General features: G+C 61.8%; 17 protein-coding genes. 11 read left to right on the top strand and 6 right to left on the bottom strand.

Annotation, left to right across the window (positions count from 1 at the left end; all coding sequences use genetic code 11):
• Window positions 1-705: 705 nt before the first annotated feature.
• From QF038_RS15250 to QF038_RS15235, 4 genes are all read right to left on the bottom strand, one after another.
• Window positions 706-1,311: a hypothetical protein gene (locus QF038_RS15250; RefSeq protein WP_307610912.1), complete on the bottom strand. Its 606-nt coding sequence runs from the start codon at window positions 1,309-1,311 to the stop codon at window positions 706-708.
• A 9-nt stretch (window positions 1,312-1,320) separates the two neighbouring features.
• A complete protein-coding gene (locus tag QF038_RS15245) occupies window positions 1,321-1,539 on the bottom strand; it encodes a hypothetical protein (protein ID WP_307610910.1) in 219 nt (72 codons plus the stop codon).
• A 153-nt stretch (window positions 1,540-1,692) separates the two neighbouring features.
• Window positions 1,693-2,355 (bottom strand): hypothetical protein, encoded by a 663-nt coding sequence (locus QF038_RS15240; RefSeq protein WP_307610908.1) that lies wholly within the window; start codon window positions 2,353-2,355, stop codon window positions 1,693-1,695.
• A 177-nt stretch (window positions 2,356-2,532) separates the two neighbouring features.
• On the bottom strand, window positions 2,533-2,928 hold the full coding sequence (locus tag QF038_RS15235; protein WP_307610905.1) for a hypothetical protein: 396 nt from the start codon (window positions 2,926-2,928) through the stop codon (window positions 2,533-2,535).
• Window positions 2,929-3,097: 169 nt separating this feature from the next.
• On the opposite strand from QF038_RS15235, the gene QF038_RS15230 reads away from it, so the two are divergent.
• From QF038_RS15230 to QF038_RS15220, 3 genes are all read left to right on the top strand, one after another.
• Window positions 3,098-3,835, top strand: a complete 738-nt coding sequence (locus QF038_RS15230; RefSeq protein WP_307610903.1) for a hypothetical protein — start codon at window positions 3,098-3,100, stop codon at window positions 3,833-3,835.
• Window positions 3,836-4,369: 534 nt separating this feature from the next.
• Window positions 4,370-5,059: a hypothetical protein gene (locus tag QF038_RS15225; protein WP_307610901.1), complete on the top strand. Its 690-nt coding sequence runs from the start codon at window positions 4,370-4,372 to the stop codon at window positions 5,057-5,059.
• Window positions 5,060-5,348: 289 nt separating this feature from the next.
• Complete coding sequence (locus QF038_RS15220; protein WP_307610899.1) at window positions 5,349-11,807, top strand: DUF3320 domain-containing protein; 6,459 nt, start codon at window positions 5,349-5,351, stop codon at window positions 11,805-11,807.
• A gap of 272 nt (window positions 11,808-12,079) precedes the next feature.
• On the opposite strand, the gene QF038_RS15215 is transcribed toward QF038_RS15220, so the two are convergent.
• Both QF038_RS15215 and QF038_RS15210 read right to left on the bottom strand, forming a co-directional pair.
• On the bottom strand, window positions 12,080-12,307 hold the full coding sequence (locus QF038_RS15215) for a hypothetical protein (protein WP_307610897.1): 228 nt from the start codon (window positions 12,305-12,307) through the stop codon (window positions 12,080-12,082).
• Window positions 12,308-12,393: 86 nt separating this feature from the next.
• Entirely contained in the window at window positions 12,394-13,590 is a 1,197-nt protein-coding gene (locus tag QF038_RS15210; RefSeq protein ID WP_307610896.1) for a hypothetical protein, read from the bottom strand.
• Window positions 13,591-13,967: 377 nt separating this feature from the next.
• Here QF038_RS15210 and QF038_RS15205 point away from each other — a divergent pair, with 377 nt between their 5' ends.
• From QF038_RS15205 to QF038_RS22350, 8 genes are all read left to right on the top strand, one after another.
• Complete coding sequence (locus tag QF038_RS15205) at window positions 13,968-14,594, top strand: DUF4230 domain-containing protein (RefSeq protein WP_307610895.1); 627 nt, start codon at window positions 13,968-13,970, stop codon at window positions 14,592-14,594.
• Window positions 14,595-14,743: 149 nt separating this feature from the next.
• Window positions 14,744-16,204, top strand: a complete 1,461-nt coding sequence (locus QF038_RS15200) for a DUF3375 domain-containing protein (protein WP_307610894.1) — start codon at window positions 14,744-14,746, stop codon at window positions 16,202-16,204.
• Complete coding sequence (locus QF038_RS15195; protein WP_307610893.1) at window positions 16,201-16,875, top strand: DUF4194 domain-containing protein; 675 nt, start codon at window positions 16,201-16,203, stop codon at window positions 16,873-16,875. The genes QF038_RS15200 and QF038_RS15195 overlap by 4 nt, the downstream gene beginning before the upstream one ends.
• Window positions 16,872-20,306, top strand: a complete 3,435-nt coding sequence (locus tag QF038_RS15190) for an ATP-binding protein (protein WP_307610892.1) — start codon at window positions 16,872-16,874, stop codon at window positions 20,304-20,306. Before QF038_RS15195 ends, QF038_RS15190 begins: the two co-directional genes overlap by 4 nt.
• A gap of 11 nt (window positions 20,307-20,317) precedes the next feature.
• A complete protein-coding gene (locus QF038_RS15185; RefSeq protein ID WP_307610891.1) occupies window positions 20,318-21,436 on the top strand; it encodes a Wadjet anti-phage system protein JetD domain-containing protein in 1,119 nt (372 codons plus the stop codon).
• Window positions 21,437-21,522: 86 nt separating this feature from the next.
• Window positions 21,523-21,726, top strand: coding sequence for an antitoxin MazE-like protein (locus QF038_RS15180; RefSeq protein WP_307610890.1), 204 nt, complete (start codon window positions 21,523-21,525; stop codon window positions 21,724-21,726).
• Window positions 21,723-21,965, top strand: a complete 243-nt coding sequence (locus QF038_RS22355; protein WP_373461582.1) for a type II toxin-antitoxin system PemK/MazF family toxin — start codon at window positions 21,723-21,725, stop codon at window positions 21,963-21,965. Before QF038_RS15180 ends, QF038_RS22355 begins: the two co-directional genes overlap by 4 nt.
• Window positions 21,931-22,053 carry a hypothetical protein gene (locus QF038_RS22350; protein ID WP_373461581.1) on the top strand — a complete coding sequence of 41 codons (123 nt, stop codon included), beginning with the start codon at window positions 21,931-21,933 and terminating at the stop codon, window positions 22,051-22,053. The genes QF038_RS22355 and QF038_RS22350 overlap by 35 nt, the downstream gene beginning before the upstream one ends.
• Window positions 22,054-22,110 lie beyond the last annotated feature (57 nt).

Genomic DNA, 22,110 nt, shown 5'->3' with positions numbered 1-22,110 from the left:
CTGTTCGCAGCGGATTAGATGCTGCCCCGGTTCTCAGCACTTAACGGGTGCCTGCACTTGACGAACGTTCGCCGTACAAGTGCCCATGCCGGGACGTCAGTAACGGTCTGATGCTCGTTTATGGCGCCATCAGAGCTTATCTATCCAGGTATCTTCTTCTCTGAGGTCCCAGGAGGAAGCGCCTTCCGGGCGCGGCTTTGCCTCCGCAGCTGCTTTGATTCGCTTCAGAACCCGATGAGCTTCAGCAGCCGTGAGGTCCCTTAGGGCTGCTAGCGGCCGCACCACACAGCTCTGGGCGATCTCCTGCCGCCGATCTTGGCCGTCAATCCCAGCCGCGGCGAAGGCTTCGCGAATCGCTGCGACCTGGTCATCCCGGATTAAGGGGTCAGCGGGACCCGCGCTTTCAGCTGGCGGTTCACTTGGTTCGAAGTTAAAGAGAGCATCGTGCACAGTAGAAGCGTACAGGCCCGGAATCTTTCAATTTGCGCGTCCTGACAGGCAAGGGTCGAAATTCCAGCTCGTTGCCGCTCATCGGCCGCCGCCGAGACTAGGAGTCTGCACCCACGCAGCGGCACTCCCGCAAATAGTCCTGGCTAAAGCCAAGGATGACGCTGCGAAGGCCGCGGCTGAAACAAAGAAGCAATCCAGCAAAGAATCGACCGGCACCAATGCAAAGAGCACCCGGTTGGGTGCTCTTTCACTTGTCTACTGGCCGAACTGCTTCACCACGCCCGTGCTAGACCCGAAGGGGAAGCCCAGCTCTCGCTTCGCCACGTTCATGAGTAGCGCTGCGGCCTTTGACGCTTTGTCCCGCGTCAGCTCAAACTCGGCACTAGAGAGTTCGGGATGGTGATCGCTCAGCGTAAGGAAGAGGTTACCTGCCGCTTCGGCTAAGTCTCCGTCTGAGGTGATCTGAAGTATGGCCCACTGTCGCTGCAAGTCGGTCAATATTGGCAGTGTCGTTTCAGTGGTGTCCATCAAATCCGTTTGAAACGCCTTCAGTTCCTCGGGTGCCACGACAGGTGCTCCTGGGTACTTCTTGAAAATGCCACGCCGGGACACCAAGATGTGGTTTCGCAGTCGATAGTTTGCGACCAGCATGTCGGAGACATGAGCGATAGTCTCCGTGCGCCATTTCTCCTTGTCGGCTATCAAGCGATCATCGTCAGCCTTGATGCGATCAGCTAACCGCTGCTCGTTGGCGTTGTGCTTGGTCGTTAGATACGTGATGAGGCCACCCACGACAGTGCCGACAAGTGCGGACCACCAGGGCGCTTCTCCCTGCATCAGGAACTGGATGAACTGGTCCATGCGCCTCTTTTACCTTCTTTTTGTGCCTTGATGATGCTTGATTTCTCGAAGCTGCGTGGTTTCCGACGCCTCGGGGCTGATATGGGCGCCCCAGCCCGCTCCACCGAACCCGATGCCGGCTGCAACGAGCGTGCCCACAACTGTGATGAATGCTGTTGCATAGGCCGTCTTGTGCTGCTTCTCGTCACGTTCCTGTTCGGCAGGTCGACGATCGTTCTTTACGGCCATCCGTAACACCCATCGTGAGTCGGATGCAGGGAACTTAACATGGACACCGTGACTGAAAGCGCCCGACTACGTAGCAGCCTGCAACCGAGGAAGAGGTCCCACTAGGTTGTCTTGTTTTTGGCCTCTTTCGCCAGCTTCTTGGCTTCCTTCTTCTCACGGCTCTGCTTTGATCTGCTGGAAATCAGTCCAGAAGCTCTTTGGGTTCTTAATGCGCCGTTTCACACGTGCTCGCAGTGGTGCCTTATGAGGGAGGGGCTCCAGCTTTATAGTCTTTCTCAACTCGTTGAGGACAGCACGCCGCCTAAACCGATATTCATCATTTGTGGTTTTATCGTTCTTTTCCAGCATGTCTATCCGTATAGCTGCAACGATCAACGTTCGGCACACACCGTGGAGACTTTCAGGCGCTACGAAGGACAGCTTGTTGAGGGCCTTATGCGCTTTGTGACGTGCGACGGACTGGTCGCGAAGGGCAATGTCACTTTGCTTCATGCTCTTGCCAGTCTTCGCATCAGTTACGGACCTGTATGTCGCCGCCTTGGAGAGGCGGTTGTAATCCTGCGAATTCTTCTTGTATTCATCGGTGTACGTCAGAAACTTGCTGCCGAGATCTTTAATTTCCTCGTCATAGCGGCGGGCATCCTCCGCCTTCTGCTTACGGTTGTCACTGGCTCTAGTCGAAGTGAAGGCTACGATGGCACCCAAGATCGTAGCTGCTGCGGTGACGGCCGGAATGCCCCACCACGACGCCTTCTCAGCTGACAGTATCCCGGCAAGTCCTGACAGTGTCCCGCGAAGCCAGTTCAAGAACTCCATGATGCTCTTTTAAATTCCCGTCATAAGCGCTTAATTAATTACATATGGCGACACCGCTTCGAATCGACTCATTCAACGAGATTAACGTCATGGAACGGACGAGGCTTGCTGGTGATGCCGCGGTAGGAGCAACCGAGCTTTCACTTCGAGTCACCCAAGGAATCATAAACGGCCAGGTCATCTACATCGGCATTTGCCGCGTGAGGGCATTGAGAACCCGCTGTTGCGTCCGTTGATGACGAAACGACCGTGATACTGGCAGGCGGCCCCTTCGGTGAACTCCAGCCGGTCCGCCCGCCGCAGCACCTCCGGGCTGCCCACTCGCCACAGGATCTCGCCGCGGGCGTCGGTCAGCACCAGCAGGTGCCGGCCGGAACTGAAATCGTCGGCCAGCAGGTCGTGCAGCGCCGGCATCACCTGGTGCAGCCGGTGCTCCCGCCGAAGCTCCAGGACGTCGGCGACGTCGTGCAGGTGCCGCGGGCTGTGGTGGTCCGGGCTGATTCCCAGGGCGATGGAGCGGCGCCACGAATCAGCCAGGCCGGTGGGGATCTCCGGGCGCGGGACACCGGACATGACACGCGAGCCTGGGCAGCCCGCCCAGGTATTCTTGGCGAGGGGGACCGTACACGGTCAAGTCCTACACCGGTGTTCGGGTTGACCGCGGCAGGTCGCGCAGCAGCACGCCACCGGGGTCCGAGTTGACGGTGCAGGCGCCGTCCGGAATTACTGAGGAGCGTGACTGGTGAGCAACGCCAGTGATTGGGCATTGGGACTCAAGAAAATCCATGAGAAGCAACTGGACCGTCCCCGTCGTGTACACCGGCTGGGCCGGACCAAAATTCTCTTCACAACCGGCCACGCGGCCTGCACGGTGGGCGCAGCGGTCGGGGCAGTGTCGGTCGATGCTCCCGACCTTGTTTTCTGGCTTGCAACGGTGGCGGGGTTTTTCGGAGGAAGGTACTTTTACCCGGTGCCCCGCAGCAGTTTCGCGAGCCCCTACGGCGTCAGGGAGTTCGCCAAGAAATCCCCGGCCGACATGGACTTTATGACCCCGGCGGAGATCCGGGCTTACCAATTCAACGCAGAATTCGCCCAAAAGGGCGTGACACCATTGGCTCTGGGGACCGAAGACGCCCTGGGCCGCCAGCGTGAGGCAGTTCGAACAGCGTCCCAAGTTTCAGGCGTGGACGAAATGTTATTGGCGAATCTTTCGCTGACGGATCTGCAGGAATACGGAAGGACCGCGGACCGGCATGACCTGCTGAAGCGGCGGTGGCTCACCTACGAGGTGGACCCGCAGTTGCAGTTCGACTATCCCGCGATGTCGGATACTTCTCTTCCGGCCACTTCGGCCATGCTCAGGGCCATGCGCGCCGCCGACCACGAGAGAAGCGCAGGTAATCCGGGCGGGTACAGGCTCGCGGTGGACCGGTTTTCCCAAGCGCTGGCGGCGGCGGAAGCAGCAGCGGGAGTGCCCTGATCACGGGGCCAGCGGCGCGGTGACCTGTCCGGCGGGGCGGGGGAGGGCCGAGCGAGAAGATCCTGGTGGACGCGCATCACGGGCCGGATCCAGTTGGAGGACCTGGTGGAGCAGGGCTTCGATACTTTCAACCACAAGGACAAGAGGTGAAGGTTCCGGTGCGCCGCTAGGTTCTGGTGGGCGGCCGTGAGGAAGGACGACGGCGGGAGGCGATTGCCGCCGTCGTACCCCCACGCCTGCCCGTGGTCAGGCAACAGCCCAACGCTTACAGGGACCCAGCGACTATGTCTCAGCATTGGCGCAGGAACACGGAAGCATTGGATCAAGACCGGTTTTGCCCGTGAATCCACGTGAGACGATGCACGCACAATGCACGATCTGGGGGTCTCCAACAGTGAAGTACAAAAGATTATTGCCGGCGCTTGCTCTCACAGCGCCTACTGAAGTGGCCATGAGGCACGCGGAGCAACCTCCGGGCGCTCAGACTGGTGAAAGTCACAGCCGTGGAATCCGCATCGAACTCGAGGGACACCGATGACCTTCGACTTCCACTCCGATACTCCGGCCGGCAAAGACCCTGACTCCTTCAGCCCCGCCTTGCGGAAGTACCACCAACTGCTGTGGAGCAAGGAGTTGCCCACCGGCCAGCACTTCCACCTGGCTATGGAACCCCGCAGGTACCTCGTGCACCGATCCTCGTCCGGTGTTTTCTTCCTGGCCAGCGACACGATCACCACCAGGCTGCGAAAGAAGGCTTGGAACGTCATCCGTGACATACCGGAAGACGGCCTACCCAAGTACCGCGGCTACACCCCCGGAAGCACGCTCGTGTTTCCAGGCAACAGGATCGGCAGAAAACCGACTATCAATGGTGCACGCGGGCTCCACCCGAGGATCGCCGATCGCTTCGATCTGACTCTCGAGTGCATCCGCCGCCACTATTTCGGTGAGCCGAGCCCCCTCGGAGAGGTCCTGCTCAGGTATGCGGACTTCTTCGCACTGTTCGGGGATTTCGTCGGTTACGTCGAATTCTTCTTACTCGAAGACCTCGTCGAGGATGACGGCCAGACAATCCGGTTCTTCCACCCGTTCGCCGACTTCAGCACACCGGCTGTTCCGAAAGACCGTGACGAATACCTCGAGTATCTACGGCTCAGCAACGCTTTCATCAGCGCGCGCAATCGCAGGATCGACGAAGAACTCCAAGGGCGGATCGCACGGTAAGCCGGAAGTCCACTTAGTCGCAGTCCCACCGGCGCTGCGGAACGGCGGCGTCCGCGGTCAAAGCTCGCTGGGCCGTTCGCACGGCTTCTTCGTGTCCGTAGCCGGTGTGAGGCCGAAAGGGCCTCACACCGGCGGGTTCAATTGGTCCGGGCCGTAACCTAACGGGCTTGATGACCGCTGAGCGGCGCCAGAACCAGCAGACACGCAGGATTGTCAGCGCCGGATGCCATGATTGGTTGCATTGATTGAATAACGGTACTGATGCCGGTGCCGTAGATGGGGGAATTTGATGAGTCTGTCCAACCGCGAGTATGTGGGCCGGGCCCTTGAGGCCTTGGCGGTTGGCCTTGAGCCCTACATCGCAGCAGTGCTCTCCGAGGTAGCCCCCGGCGTGGCATGGACCAAGATCATTCAGCACAAGGATGAGAACGCAGGCCGCGCTGCGCAATCCTACGCAGCCACGGATCTCAGCCTGCAGCTGCGCATCATGACTGAATCCATGGGCTCACTTGGCTACCCCTTCAACCTTCCGCATGACGCACGCAGCCATACCTCCGAGCTGCGCCAGGCACGGAACCGGTGGGCCCACAATGAGACCTTCGACGACGCCGATACCTTCCGTGCCCTGGACACCGCAGGCCGGCTGGTCAAAGTGATCGGGCTGGACCAAACTCACAGCAAGTTGGTTGCGCTTCTTACCGAGTACCAGAACCGGTCCTCTCCGAACCGGGAACAACCGGAAGAAGACCAGCAGGCTCTGCCGGCCGCCGTCGCGCAGTCCGACCACCCGGAGGAAAGCCTTCCGGGTGAGCCCTCGGTCCCTGGACCGGCTGCATCCGCTGCCCACGTTGTGGTTGAGGTGACCACAGCAGATGCCCTGAGCTATGCGATGGCGCACAACGGCTTCCGGTTCGTCAGGCAGGTCAAGATCACCAACATGGGGGCGGAAATCCGTGGTGCAGTGGTCCAGGTGGAGGCCTCCGCGCAGTCAGGCCGGATCTCCGGCGACTTCCAGCAGTATGTGGATCTTGCCGCAGGCCAAACCATCACGCTCGATGACCTCAACGTCCCGGTTCAGGCTGCCACCATGTATGAACTGGCTGACCGCCAGATGGGAAAGGTGCTGGTGACCGTCCACTCGGCCGGCGCCAATGCCGCCGTCGCCGAGCTGGGCCGCGCAGAGACAGACCTGACGCTCCTGCCCGCACAGTTGTGGATCGCTGGACGGGGACTCGTCTCCTACGAGTTCCTGGCCGCGTACGTGCAACCGCACCATCCCAGCATTGCCAAGCTCATGTCCGAGGCCGCCGACATCCTCATGCAAACAAGCGGCAGCGGCAGCTTCGACGGGTACCTGGAGGACGGGGACCGGGTTGACCAGATCGTGTTCGCCATCGCCCAGGCCATGAGCGCCCGCGACATCCGCTACAGCATGCCACCCGCCAGCTGGGGCCTTGAAGGCCAGCAGGTACGCACGCCGGCGCAGGTCCTTGACGACCGTCTTGGCACGTGCCTCGACACCACGCTGGTCCTGGCCGCCGCCCTGGAATTCTGCGGCATCAGGCCTCTGCTCTGGCTAGTGGACGGCCACGCCTTCCTCGGCTACTGGCGCGAGGAAGGCAGCCTCAGCACTGCGGCCTCCGACGACGTGCCCGAGCTGGTCAGCCTCGTACAGCGGGGCTTCATCGGCCTCGTGGAAACCACGCTCCTCACCGGCAGTCAGCCGATCTCGGCGGGTGCACTCCGCAACAGCCCGCTGAACCGTTATGTGGAGAGCGGCAATGACGAGATCAACGCGGTGACTGACATCAGGCGCGCCCGCCTCGATGGCATCTACCCGCTGCCGGCCCGGACCACGTCCGACGCCGGAACCTACACCGTGGTCAACTATGTCCCGGAAACCAAGACTGCGCCGGCGCTGCCGAAGAAAGCAGCCTCAAGCGGGGGACCGGCCAGGACCACAACTGATGTTCCACCCAGGGTGCTCCAGTGGAAGAACGCCCTGCTGGACCTGAGCCTGCGGAACAGGCTCATCAACTTCACTGACACCGCCCGGTTTCCACTCGCAGTGCCTACTGCATGGATGGGCGCCTTCGAGGACCTCATCAGCAAGGGCACGTCCGTCAGCCTGCTTCCGTCCAACCAGATCAGCGCCATCCACCAGGAGCGCGGCGTCCGCTTCGGCAGGGACCTTCCGCAAGACGAACTCGCGGAGCTGCTCAGCTCCAAAAAGTCCGTGTTCGCCGAGGTCAGCGAAGACGGCTACAACGCCAGGATGCGCGGGCTCGCCTACAAGGCGAAGACCCAGTTGGAGGAAACCGGAGCCAACAACCTCTACCTGGCCATCGGCAGCCTGATGTGGGAGCTGGACGGCCGGGCGCTTCGGTCCCCGCTGGTTCTGGTCCCCGTCAAACTGACTTCTGCAGGGAAAAACGGTCTGTACCGGGTCACACTTGATGAGACGCGCCAGTCCACGCCGAACTATTGTCTACTTGAGAAGCTGGCGCAGTCCCATGACCTGCGCATCCCGGGTCTCGCAGAGCCGGACGAAGACGGATCTGGAATCGATCTGGACGCGGCGTTCGCTGCAGTCCGGGCGGCCGTTTCGGCCAAGGGCCTTGCCTTCCGGGTGGAAAACACCGTGGACCTGTCCATGTTGCAGTTCGCCAAGTTCCGGCTGTGGAAGGACCTTGACGAGAACTGGAAGGAATTCACGGCCAACAGCCTGGTCAACCACCTGATCAGCACCCCGACGGAGCTCTATTCTGACGGCGTTCCCGTCACGTCCGACGTCGACCTGGACGCCCTTGCCGCGCAGTGTCCAATACCAGCGGACTCGTCGCAGCTGGAGGCAGTCGCGTCTGCCGTCGCCGGCCAGACGTTTGTCCTGGAAGGCCCTCCGGGCACCGGAAAGTCACAGACCATCACCAACCTCCTGACCCGCGCCATTGCTGACGGCAAGCGGGTTCTGTTCGTTGCGGAGAAGCGGGCAGCACTCGATGTTGTCCAGAGGCGGCTCGACGACGTCGGGATGGGGCCGTTCTCCCTTGACCTGCACGACAAGGGCAGCAAGCCGGCGGTGGTCAGGGCGCAGATCAAACACGCCCTGGAGCTGAGCCTGTCTGCAAATAAGCAGCAGCTTGAGACTGCCTCCACCGATCTTGCCGCAGCCCGGCGTGGACTGGTCCGCTATGCCAACAACGTCCACGAAGAGAATGGTGCGCAGCTTTCCCTCTACAGCGCGCGGACCAAGGCTCTGACCTATGAACCTGATCATGCAACAGTTCCGCTCAGCCCTGAACTGACAGCGTCCTTGAATGACTCCACCCTGAACTCGATCCGGCAGGTGCTCCGGGAACTTCCGGAGTTCACCGACCCCGTCCGTCCGGGGCCTGACCACCCATGGCGGTTCGCCACTGTTGCCGTTGGCGAGCAGCAGGAACAGCAGCTGCTGACTCTGGGACGTCGCCTCAACGAGGCGCTGAACGCCTTGCGGCCAACCCCCGGACTGCCATCGGTTCTGGACGCAGCACAGACGCCGGCCGACGTCGAGACTCTCGCTACGCTGTTGCAGGACCGGAACGTTCCGTTGGGGACCCTGGATGTGGTCCGCTCCGGCGACTGGTCAGTTAACGCTGAACAGTTGGAGAAACTGGTGACGGCCTTTGCATCCGTCCAACATCCGGGCCTCGAGCAGGTGGCGCCGGAGGCTATGGATCTTCCTCTGCCGGAAATCCTCGGTCGCGCGCAGCAGGCCGCCGCTTCCGGGTTCTGGGGACGCAAGAAGCGGCTGTTGGCAGTGGCCGCCGAACTGTCTCCCGTGCTTGTTTCTCGAGCTGAAGTCCGTCACAAGGAGCTGGTGCCGCTGCTGGAGAAACTGGTGGCCGTTCAGCACGAGGTCTCCGGCCTGCGGGCGACGCGGGGCTCTTTGCCTGGGCTTCCTGCGGATCAGCAATGGAACCCGCTGACGCCGGACGCACAAGCCGACTTGCAGCACCGCATTTCCTGGCTTCGCTGGGCCGCGCAGGCGGTGCAGCCGTCCCCGGAGCCTGACGTCGTGAGCTTCCAGAGCGAGCTCCGTACGTTCCTGAGGGACGCCCCGGACGTCCACCAGAACGTTGTCGGCTGGCTGCGGGAGCTTTCGCAGGCCTGGGAAGAATTCCTGCAGATCAAGGGTGTGGTTGCTGCTGACCTGCGTAAGTGGACCGGTGGGCGGGGCTTCCTGGCCCGCTGGTGGGAAACGTCCGTGGCGCGGCGACTGGATACGGCGGGGTCGGTGCCGCTGACGCGGTGGCTCGAGCTGGTCCGTCATGTCGAGCCGCTGCGTGCTGCGGGGCTGGTGGACGCCCGTAGTGCCATCCTCGACGGCGAGCTGGAGGCCGATGACGCAGCAGCAGCTTTTGAGCGCGGTTTGGCCGAAGGGTCGCTGGCCGAACGGCGCATCGCTACGGGGTTGAGCGACTTTGACACCATCCTGCACGAGCGCACCATCGAGCGGTTCACCAGCCGAGCGGAAACGGTACGTCAGCTGCTCAAAACCAACCTCGCCGCCGGGGTCCTGCGCTCCCGTACGGTCTCGTCGTCGTCGACCTCCGGGCGCATGGGCGAGCTGCAGCGGCAACTGACCAGGCAACGAGGTGGCTTGTCCGTCCGAAAACTGATGGAACACTATGCAGATCTCATCACGGGGATCATGCCCTGCACGCTGGTCAGCCCGGATTCAGTGGCGCGGTTCTTCCCGGCCAGGGCCGGTCTGTTTGACATCGTGGTGTTCGATGAAGCTTCACAGATCCGGGTAGCTGACGCGGTGGGTGCCATGGGCCGCGGTGCGTCCGTAGTGGTGGTGGGTGACAGCAAGCAGATGCCGCCCACGTCGTTTGCGGAAATCTCCTCCGACGCCGGCAGCGACGGCGACGCCGAGATCTCCGTGGTGGAGGATATGGAGTCGATCCTTTCCGAGTGCGTGGAAGCGCGGGTGCCGCGGCAGTGGTTGTCCTGGCACTACCGGAGCCAGGACGAATCGCTGATTGCTTTTAGCAACCAGCAGTACTACGACAGCAAGCTTTCCTCGTTCCCGGGCCCGTCCCACGGCGCTGCGAATGCGGGTGTCCGGGGGCATGGCGTGAACTTTGTCCGCGTGGATGGCCAGTTCCACCGCTCGGGACCGTCCAAGTTCCTTCGTACCAACCCGGTGGAGGCCGCTGCCGTGGTGGCCGAGATCCGCCGCAGGTTTGATGCTGATCCGGCGGGGACTCCCTCCGTAGGTGTGGTGACGTTCAACCTGCAGCAACGTGCACTGATCGAAGGGCTGCTGCGCGACACCGAGGATCCGCGTATCGTCGCTGCCCTGGACGAGGATTCAGAGGGGCTGTTCGTCAAGAACCTCGAGAACGTGCAGGGTGATGAGCGGGACGTCATCCTGTTCTCGACGGGGTTCAGCAAGAATGACAAGGGATACCTGCCGCTGAACTTTGGTCCCTTGAACCGGTCTGGCGGGGAACGGCGCCTCAACGTTGCTGTCACCCGTGCACGCCGGCAAGTTATTGTCTTCTCCAGCTTCAACCCGGCCGATCTGCGCTCCGAGGAAACCAGCTCTGTTGGCATCAAGCATTTGCGGTCATACCTCGATCTGGCCGAGCAGGGGACCGCTGCGCTGCCATATGACGGGCGCCGCGCCGCCAGTATTGACCTGCACCGGGAAGAGATAGCCGACGCGTTGCGGGACCGCGGGTTCGTGGTTGTCTCGGATGTGGGATTGTCCGATTTCAAGGTGGATTTGAGCGTTGCGTTGGCGGAAGACCCGTCCCGCCAGCTGATGGCCATATTGTTGGACGGTCCGGCCTGGGCTGCACGCCGGACCGCGGGCGACCGGGACGGGTTGCCCAGGGATGTCCTGACGCGGATGATGCGGTGGCCTTCGGTGGAGCGCGTCTGGTTGCCGGCCTGGCTTTCGGACAGCGAGGCTGTCCTCGACCGGCTGGAACTTTCCTTGCGGGAAGCCGCAGACGAGGTTTCGGACGAACTGACGGCAGAGCCGGACACCTGGGTGATCGCCGGCCCGGGAATCCTTGACGAATCTGATCCCGCTGATGCGGACGGCAGCTTCACGGACATCTTGGGGACCTTGCCACTTTTCGAGGAGATCCGGAAACCTTTTGCCTCGCTGTCGACAGAACGTGTTGATGCAGGGGTTTACGAACCGTGGACTGTCCAGAGATTTGGTAGCACCGACGTCCTTGACAGCCTGCATTCACGTCGTTCCATTGCTGCCGTCCGTGACGCCATCGGTGTTGTGGTCGCGGCTGAAGGGCCCGTGCACAAGGATCGCCTGGCAAGACTGGTGTGTGCTGCATTCGGCCTCAATAAGGTCAACGGTCCTCGTGCGGACTCCGTGCTTCGTCTGGTCGAACCGTCGACACAGGTTATTGATGAAGACGGATTTGTTTGGGATGCCACGGTGGATCGGCGCACTTGGAGGATCTTTCGGTCTAATGACGCTGAGATCGTTCGTAAGCCCGAGCACATCAGCGTTGTGGAACTACGGAATGCGATGGTGGATATCGTGAGTGCGACAGGCGGCATCGGAGTGAGTGAGCTGCATCGGGAAACGATCCAGACCTTCGGCGGGAGGCGGCGCACTGCTGGCATCACGGCTCGCCTGAATGAGGGGCTGCAGCATGGAGTGGACACTGGGCACCTGGAACTGCGCGGCGACACTGTGCGGCTGGCCACATCGTTTCAATCCTAAAAGAGGCCCTGACCTCTTTCCATCCGCACGGTGCCGCGCGGCAACGGCGGTCACTGGCCCGACCGCAAAGCATACAAGCTCGTCATTAGGCGGCCCGGCGAATTACTGGACGAGGCACGGGCGGAGGAACTCGTGGAGTGGCTCGTGATTTCGGAGCACCGATCGCGCGGGTCTTGTCGAAGTACCCCTTAAAACACGGGCAATTGGCGGGATCGGCGGGATCGGCGGGATCAACGCCGCCTTGGGTGACCTGGCGGGAATCCAACCCTCGGCTATGTCTTCCGCATCTTGTGTATTACTTCCGCTGCCTTGCGGTAGGCCTCTTTGGCTTCGGGGCTTGTTGCTGCCCGGTACAACTTCTTGCCGTCCTCAAGCAACTTCCCTGCCTTCGCCTGCATTTCGGGATCTTGAGCGAGAGCGTAAAGCTTTGCGGCGGCATCTTTGGCCTTCTGCCCGCCGTCCTTCATGACAGCAGCGGCTTTGTCTGCTTTTCCGGCCATAGTTGCTCCGTAAAATCGTAGGCTGGTTGTGTTAGCAAGCTGAGTAAGCGTCAGATGGTAGTAAGCGCTTTGCCCACCCGAGTTTATTAGGCTGCGACTCCAGGGAATACGACGAGGGATCCGTCACGCTTCCGTTCAATTTCAATTGCAACGTCATCCCGGTGGCCAGACATGTGGAGACCGTCTCCCAGAGCGCGAAGTCGGTACGAGGCTTGAAGCAGTTGGTCTACCTCGCCGGCCGTAAACGCGGGAATACGGAAACCGCTGTCGCGCTTCACCTGGAGCGCAGACAGTCGAAGGAGCACCTGGTTGATACCTGACTCCAACTCGTCGGTGCTGCGCCCGTCGTCGTGGAGCGTCCCGATGAAACTCTTGAAGGAATTGCCGGTGTCCTGCTGGGCGTGCTCGACTGCCTGAAGCACGAGCACCCGCCGTTTGAGAGCGATGGCCAGCCGTGCAATCTCCAGGTGCGCCCGGAAGGTTCCGCCTTCCTCAGTGATGCCGGGAAACGGCTTTTTCAATTCACTTACTTCGACTGCGGCATCGGACAACGCATCCAATGCCGCTTCCCACTTCTTCAGCCGCCGCCGAGTTGCAGCGATAGCGGTATTAATGCCGTGCACGGAGGAATCCAGACCCAGCGAAAGGCCAATGCGGCCCTGGTCAAGGAGGATCGACGTCGCCTTGTCGATCGCTTCACGGCAACCGTCCAACTCGTTGCGTTCTTTATCCAGGTTGTCCTCGTGCAACTGCTCCAAGAGGTCAGTGATCCGCTCGATTGCTTCCTGGCGCTGGTGCTCGGCGTATGCGCTGACGCTGACGGCCACGGCCATCAGCACGAGTGGCGCGGCCACCGTCAGAGCTCCAGCGCTGGCTACCGCAACGCCAGCCGTCGCTGCCGAGCCAGTTGCAGCGCCGGCAGTGCCTGCAGCTGCGGCTCCACCAACGACGGGTACGAGCTTGGCCTGCCCGACTATCCCGGTCGAGTTCACCAAAGCGCCGTACACAGCTCCTGAAGGTCCTTGGGCTGCCATAGGCCGAACCAGTCCCTTGCCCACCTGCGCTGCAAGCTTGGCGGGTACCACTATCCGGTACAGCACTTCTCCGGTTTCAGCCACGTTCAGTTGTGGGGGAGCGGATTTTGCTGTTTGGGTTACGAGCTGCGCCAATTGCTTTGCGAGTGGACTTGCAACGTCAAGCGGCAGACCGCCCTTGCGATCACGGGTCTGCGGCATGGCATGCATCTCGAGTGTTGCGATGGGAGAATCCGCAAGTGCTGCCAAAACCGTTCTCAATTCTGCGAGGCGGGCCGGCGTTAGACCTTCGGTGCCCAAGACGTCAGAAACGCTGACTGCCTCTGTAGCCAGTGTCCATACCGGCACGAGTGCCTTGCTGTCAATAGTAGTCACTTGTTTCCCCTCGATAAAGTGAAGCCGCCGTGGGCGGTGCTAGCGACGGCGCCTGGGGGAGCCAAGAACGTGATCCTTGCCCAATTGTCACCAGTCGTTATCGTCCCATATTGAGACCTAAATTTATGAAACTGTCGTTGCCGCGCCCGTAGGTTGGTCCCGCTACACTGGTGCTGAATTAGCCATCCAGCAGTTCTGGAAGGCAACCAAGAGGAACGGAACCCGAGCCGTTTCAAGGCAAAAGGGGTCCAATGTCCGAAGCCAAATCATTCAAGCCGGTCGCGCTCGCTGCATCTGCGGTGGCGGTGCTACTGGCTGCACTGCTTGTAGCGAGCATGCTTGGGTTCGGCCCGTTTTCGAGCAAGAGCGAGCGTAACCAAACCGCTCTTTTGAAGTCCGTGAAGAACGTAAGCCAGTACCATGCTGCGGTCGGTAATTTTGAACTTTTGTTGGACGAGAAAGAAAGCACCGGGGGGCTTCCCGATTTCATAGCAGGACGACGGACGCTCTTTGTGGCCGCTGGAACCGTCAATGCCTATGTCGACCTTGCAGGTCTCGCCGAAGAGGACCTTACGGTGTCAGCGGACGGCAAATCGGTGACGCTGCGGCTTCCCGAGCCGCAGCTCGACAAGCCCAATATCGACCATGACCGGTCCTATGTGTACAGCCAGGATCGGGGTATCGCTGACCGAGTCGTAGATGCGTTCACGGCCCCTCAGCAAGCGGAGCTCTATCTCCTCGCCGAATCGGATATGGCTCACGCTGCTGAGAACTCCGAGCTGCGGCAGCGAGCGGGTGAAAATACCAAGAGCATGCTGACCAGTCTGTTCGGGTCGCTTGGATACGAGGTTACCTTTGAGGGCGGCGCATCTAGTTAGGTAATGCTGATCGACCGGTTTGGCTCAAACTTGCTGCTGTATCACCCGGCTAGCTGGCAGCAACAGGGGCGGTGATGGCGCTCACCGTTGACGACTTCGGGCTTATCGGGCAAGGAATCATTGTCAGTGCCATTGGCTAGTGTGAACCCATGACTGTTCTCCGCGCCGCACTCACGGCTTCTCGCTTGTTGAGCGAGGATCCAGCGTGGCGTCTGCTCCGGGCAAATAACGCAGCGATTGCAGTAGCTGTGCTGAGCAAGCATCTGGGCGGCGAGCAACGTCGGTTGGCGGCGCCGGCGCTTTTTGAGCACGTTGAGGAGGATCTGGAGGAGCTGCGGGGCAACGGGTTCGATCTGCCGCAGACGGCTCAGGCCTATTGCACAGCGTGGCGCAATGACGGCGTCCTGATCCGTCGCACTGCAGAGGGATCCCGCGAGGAGACCTTTGAATTGTCGCTGGGAGCTCTGCAGGCCATTCGCTTTGTCGCGGAGCTGTCCCAGCCGCGGCAGGCCGCCACCGAATCGCGTCTTGCCACAATCCTGGACAGGGTGCGCGTACTGGCCCGCGAAACAGACCCGGACAGTACGTCACGGCTGCGCGCACTGCATGAGGAACGCGCCCGCATCGATGGCCAGATTGAGCGGGCCGCCGGCGGGGACATTGACGTGCTGTCCGCCGAGCAGGCCGCTGAACGGCTGCGCGACGTACTATCGCTCATCGAAGAAATACCCAGTGATTTTGCCCGGGTCCGGTCCGAGCTTGAGCAACTCAACAGGGACCTGCGGGAACGGCTGATCGAACAGGATGGCCCGCGCGGCAGCGTCCTGGATGACATCTTCCGCGGTGTTGATCTCTTGGCGGAGTCCGAGGCTGGACGGAGCTTTTCCGGCTTCTATGCTCTACTGCTTGACCCGGAACAGGGACGTGATTTCGAGGACAGCATCGACACCATCATGGACAGGCAATTCACGTCCCGGCTCTCCGCAACGCAAGTGAGGACTCTGCGCCGGATTCTGCCCACGCTCCAAGACCGTAGCTCCGAAATCCATGCCGTCATGACTGCGTTCAGCCGCAGCCTGCGCCGCTTCGTCCAGTCCCAGGAACTCGAACAGGACCGGTTGATCAACCAGCGGCTGCGTTCTGCATTGCGGCAAGCTTTAGAGACCTCGCAGTCGGTAAAGCCCTATGCTAAGACGGAATTGTCACTGGACCTGACCAGTGTTCCGCTCAATTCAGTGGCCGCCCTTAATCTGCACAATCCGGCCGACTTCGAAGCCGCTGGCGAGATCACGGAGCATGCCGCCGAGACAGTGGACATTGAGGAACTCCGGGCTCTGGCCCGCGCCTCCGAGATCGACATGATCGAATTGACCGGCAATATAAATACCGTGCTGAGCCGTCAAAGCTCTGCAACCATTGCTGACGTTTTGGCTGATCGTCCGGCCACCCAAGGTGTGGCGAGCGTCGTCGGACTCCTAGTTCTAGCCGAAGAGCACGCCATCGCGCTGAGCGGCCGTGAAGACGTCACCTGGCGGCCCCCCGGAGGCTCCGGCACCACGCGCCGCGGCACTGTGGGCCGCTATCTCTTCACCGAAAGGATTCACCCGTGAGCGAATCAGGCGTACCCGGACCGGCCGGAGCCGAGGGACCGTTGTCCGACGTCGCGCTGTGGGAGGGCGACACCGGCACCCTGCGGGAGCCCTCCCGCCGGGTCCTCGTCCAGCTTCTACGCGGCCCCTATCTCTCCGCCTCCCGGCACGGCAATCTATGGACGGCTCTCTTGTCCGACGAGGACGCCGTCCGGTCCAGCTTGGCAGACCTGTTCCTGGACCTAGTCACCGATCACGCCGCACAGGTCGCCTTCGTCCGCAACACCTCTGCGGACGTTGACGCGCCGAAGGTGATGCGCACTGCCACATTGACGTTCCTGGACACAGCGCTGCTGCTCCACCTGCGGCAGACGCTACTGCAGGAAAGCGGCGGTCGGAAAACCATCGTTGGCGCGGATGAGGTGGCCGATCAACTGCAGGTTTACCGAGGGAAAGACAACGCCGACGTCGCGGGATTCTCCAAACGCATCAACTCGTCCTGGCAAAAAATGGTCAAATACGGGCTGTTGGCTGCAACCAGCACGGAGGGCCGTTTCGAGGTTTCGCCCGTCTTGAGGCTCGTCTTCGGTGCGGAGGAGATTGCAGCCGTGCAGGCGGAGTACCGGCGGCTGGCTGCGGAGGTAGAGCCCGGCTCCGCAGAACTGCCCGACACCGATGAGGAGACAGAATGAGCATGACGATGGCGGCCACGGCACCAGGCACCCGGACCGGTCAGTGGCGGCTGGAACGGGTAGAGCTGCTCAACTGGGGGACGTTTCAAGGCCACCACCGCCTGGACATTGCACGAAAGGGCTTCCTGCTAACTGGACATTCCGGCTCGGGAAAGTCCTCGCTGGTCGACGCCATCTCAGCCGTGCTGACGCCTCGCGGAAAGCTGCATTTCAACGCGGCCGCCCAGGACACCTCCGCCCGGGGGGAAGACCGGACGATTGTGAGCTACATCCGCGGCGCGTGGCGGCGCAGCGCCGATGACGAAACGGGCGAAGTGCGTGCGGAATATCTGCGTACCGGCGCCACGTTTAGCGGCATCCTGCTGCGCTACAACGACAACACAGGGGCTAAGCCCGTGCTGTTGCTCAAGCTGTACCACCTGCGCCGAGGCTCCAACACGCCCGCTGAAGTCAGCGAATTGAGTATCCTCCTTCAGGAGGATGCGACGCTCACCGATTTTGTCGACTACCTTCGCAACGGCATCGAGACCCGGCGCATCAAGAGCACTTGGCCGGCCGCATACGTCACCGACAAGCATTCGGCCTTTGCCAGCCGCTTCTGCCGCCTGATGGGCATCTCCGGCGAGAATGCCGTCCTTCTGCTGCACAAGACGCAATCGGCCAAGTCGCTGGGCAGCCTTGATGACCTATTCCGCCAATTCATGCTGGACAAGCCGAAGACGTTCGACATCGCCACTACCGCAGTGGCGCAGTTTGGCGAATTGTCCGAGGCCCACCGGCTGGTGGTGGAGGCGCGCGAGCAGGTGGAACACCTGCGGAGTATGGAGGAACCGGCCCGCAGCTTTAGGCTCAGCAGTGCCCGTGCGGCCGAGGCCGCCGCACTTGCCGTGGCGCTGCCAAGCTTCAAAGATGAATGGAAGCTCAAGCTGGCCATGGACGCCAAAACGGCGGCCGAGTCCGCTGCGCTGACCGCACAGTACGACGTCGATATGACGACCTCCACCACAGCAGAATTGGACCAGGCTCACTCGGCCGCCCGGCGACTGGTGGTCGACCATGGCGGCCAGGCCCTGCGCGACCAACAGGGTCAGTTGGACCTCGCACAGGAACGCAATCGCGTTGTTCTGGGGCGGCGGGCCGAGCTGGCCTCGAAGCTTGAGGCGGTGGGTATCACCTTTCCCGCCAGCTTTGAAGAGTATGAGGAACTTCGGGCTGCGGCCCGCACTGAACGCAGCGCCTTCCATGACGCCCAAGTGGCCAGCCGACGGGCGATCAATGAGCTCCATGAGGCCCGCGCCGCCGCCAAAGCGAAAGTCCGTGACCTCGAAACGGAGCTCAAATCCCTTCGCGGTCGACGGTCCAATCTTGGCGACAGGCTCGTCAGCGCGAGGTCCGTCGTAGCCGAAGCGGCGGGCCTACCGGCGTCCGCGTTTCCGTTCGCTGGTGAGCTGTTGGAGGTCCGGAAGGAGTTCGCCGACTGGACCGGAGCCATCGAGCGGGTGCTGCGCCCCCTGGCCACCGTCATGCTCGTCCCGGAGACGCACATTGACCGAGTGCGCGACGCCGTCGACAGGCTATTTCTGGGTACGCGGCTTGTCTTTGAATCCGTCCCGAGCCGGGCGGAACTGCCGCGGCCAGCAAGGACCGAGCGGTCCCTAGTCTCGCGGGTGCAAGTGGCGGACGGTCCTATGGCCGGGTGGCTGCACTCGGTCTTGTCCGTCAACTATGACTACGAATGCGTGGATGCACCCGCGGAACTAAGCGGTTCGGAGAAAGCCGTAACCCATGCCGGGCAGGTCAAACGTTCCCGCACCCGTCATGAAAAAGACGATCGGTCACGAGTGGATGATCGCTCTACATGGGTGCTTGGATTCGACAACGTTGACAAACTGGAGCACCTGAGTTCGCTCCTCCAGGCCGCCCGCGTCAAGGCTGACCAACTCGCCGCCGAAGTCGACGCTGCGGAGAATCGCCGTGAGACCGAACGCCTGCGCGCTGAGGCACTGGCACTGACTGAAACCCACAAATGGGACCAACTGGATTCTGCCCGGGCCAGCAGCAGGGTGGAGCGCCACAAGGAACGGCTGGAAGAGATCCTGGCGGCAAGCGGCGACCTTCGAGCAGCGGAAGCTGCCGCGATGGAGGCGGGGGCACGATGGGAGGCCGCGCAGAAGGCCCAGCAAGCCGCCATGGAGACACTGGCTGAAGTGAAAACCGAACTAGCGGGATTAAACCGTATTGTCTTGGGGCTTGAGCCTCGCGTTGCCGGGGCAACAGAGGTGCCTGAGGAGCTTGGCAATCTTCTCCGGGAACGGTTCCTGGGGCAGCGCCGCAGCATCGTCCACGAGGTGATCGACGAAGTCGCACTGACAGTGGCCACGGGGTTGGGCGCGGAGGAAAAGCTGGCCACGTCACAGGCCGCAGCCGCCCGAACTGCCTTCGCCTCGCTGGCGGGAGAGTTCCGGCGTCTTTGGGCCGCCAAAGCCGGGGACTTGACCGACCAGGTGGAGGATGCTGGCGGATATCTTGCTCTGTTGGAGCAGCTTGTCGCGGACCGCCTGCCGGACTTTGAGACCCGGTTCTTCGAACTCGTGGAACGCCAGTCGCAGCAAAATGTGGCCACATTGGCCAATGAGATCCGCCGCGCGCCCTTGGAAGTGCGCGACAGGGTGGCCCCCATCAACGGCTCCCTTAAACGGTCTGCCTTCGACGCCGGGCGGTTCCTGAAGATCGTCGTCAAGGAGAACCGGGGCGAGCTGGGTAGGAAGTTCCTTAGCGACCTGCAGGACATCAGTACGGGATCATGGGTGGCCAAGAACCGCGACGAGGCCGAAGCCAAGTTCGAAGTCATGCGGCGCCTCATGGAGAGACTCGCCTCGAGCGAACCCGGCGATACCTCCTGGCGGAACCAATGCCTGGACACCCGACTGCACGTGCGCTTCACCGCCACGGAGGTGGACTTCGCTGGCAGGCAGCTCAATGTATACGATTCCAGCGCGGGTCTCTCGGGCGGTCAGCGGCAAAAGCTTGTCACGTTTTGCCTGGCCGCGGCCCTGCGCTACCAGCTGGCCGGCGATGACGAGGACGTGCCGCGCTACGGAACTGTCATCATGGACGAGGCGTTCGATAAGGCGGACAGCAACTTCACCCGGATCGCCATGGACGTCTTCACCGAATTCGGTTTCCACATGGTGCTCGCCACCCCGTTGAAACTCCTGCAAACGCTGGAGGACTACATCGGGGGCATGGCCGTGATCACCTGCCGGGACTTCCAGGACTCCCGCATCGGCTCCCTGTCCATGGATGACGATGACGGTCCGGATTCTGCTCCACTGCGCGCCGAAGTGCCGGCACGGGAGAGGCCGGCCGTCGCAGCGCTGTCGGACACCGGGAACGCTGAAGACCCGGCCGAGACGGGTGCCTTGTTTTGAGCCCTACGCCTGTGACTCCTGCCGGGGCGACCGCGCAGGCGCTCAAGAAATATAACCGTCACGTCGGTCCGTGGTCGGTAGGCGGCGACGCGTCGCTTCCCTTGGGCATCCCCTTGCATCCGCCCACCGAAGCGCAGGCCTTGGCCTCCGTGTCCACCGCCGTCGACTGGGCCAAGTCATGGGAGGGGATTGACTCCGTGGTCTGGACAGAACGTCGGTGGGCAAGTCTGGGCCAGCAGAGGATTCCCGACCGTGTGCAACTCGACACCCCTGCGGCCGTCGCGGCATTTGCCGGCAAAAGCACCCACTGGCAACGGGCATATTCTAGGGCCAAGGCGCTGCTCGACTCGGTGCCGCTGCCCCATACGGACCTGTTTGCGACCGCTGTGGGCCGCAGCGCCGTGGAACTCGTCGCTTTGGCTCCCGAAGACTTCACCCGCCTCGCCGGGGTACTGGAATGGCTCAGAGTGCATCCGGCGTCTGGACTGTATATCCGCCAGTTGCCCATCCGCGGAGTCGACACCAAATGGGTCCAGAAGTATAGGCCCCTCGTCACGCGACTGCATGAAGCAGCCACCGGTAGAAGCGGATTGGGATTGGCGGACAAACCGGATCTGGTCCGCGTCCGTTTCCTCGACCCCGCTCTGGCGCCGGGAGGATTGGCGGATCTGGCTGCACCGGTCACGGAGTTGGCCGCTATGGACCTAAACCCTGAAGTGGTCTATGTATTTGAGAATCTGGAGTCCGTATTGGCCATGCCACCTCTACGGGGTGCTGTGGTGTTCCATGGCTCCGGCTACGCCGTGGACCGGTTGGCCCGCATCCCGTGGATCCGTGATGTTGGCGTGATCTACTGGGGCGACCTGGACAGCCACGGCTTTGGCATTTTGAACCGCTTGCGGGCCCAACACATTGCAGTCAGCACTGTGTTGATGGACGTCGCCACTTTGGAGGCATTCAAAGACCTGTGGGGGCACGAGCCCCAGCCTGCCGTTGGGACCATGCAGCACCTTCTGCCGGAAGAGCTTGCCACAGTGGAACAGCTAGCAATACGCGGCAACGTGCGCCTGGAACAGGAACGAATCGACTGGAGTACTGCCATGAAAGCGCTAATTTCGACACGGCGTTGACCGGCTGGGCGTAATCTCTTTTTGTTTTAGCACCGCATGGCAACAACATGAGTGACAGGTCAAAGCGTTACATGTAACGTCGGGCAATGGGCGTTAGGGATCGAGTTGCCCGTCACCGTGCCGCAATGCGCGAACGGGGCTTCCGGCAGATTCAGATGTGGGTGCCGGACGCGCGCACGGACGAGTTCAGTCGGGAGGCTGAACGTCAGGCGCTGGAGGTTGCCGCTGCCGAGCGTGCCTGCGACGATCAGGACTTCATCGAGCAGATCTCGGAAGACTTGCCGGAGTGAATCGTGGTGAGCTCTGGACGGTATGGGGCAGAACGTATGCGCAGAAACCGCGGCCGGCGCTCATCATGCAGGATGACCTGTTTGCCGCATCAGAATCGATCACCCTTCTCCCGCTGACCTCGCACCTCACGGACGCTCCATTGCTCCGGCTGACGGTGAACCCCAGTTCCTTGACAGGGTTGGTTGGCACCGAGCAGTCAGATCATGGTGGCCAAGCTGACAACCGTACGACGCGCTAACCTCAGCCAGCGAATAGGCCGAATCGATTCCGAAACCATGGTTGCTGTTGAGCAATCGCTCGCCGCCTTTCTCGACTTGGCACACTGATGGAGGACGAGGGCCAGCCCGCTGGCCACGGCGGGCTGGAACACCACGGTGATTCCC

The organism is Pseudarthrobacter sp. W1I19 (assembly GCF_030817835.1).
Classification (GTDB): Bacteria; Actinomycetota; Actinomycetes; order Actinomycetales; family Micrococcaceae; genus Arthrobacter.
This window is presented reverse-complemented; position numbering and strand designations above follow the sequence as displayed.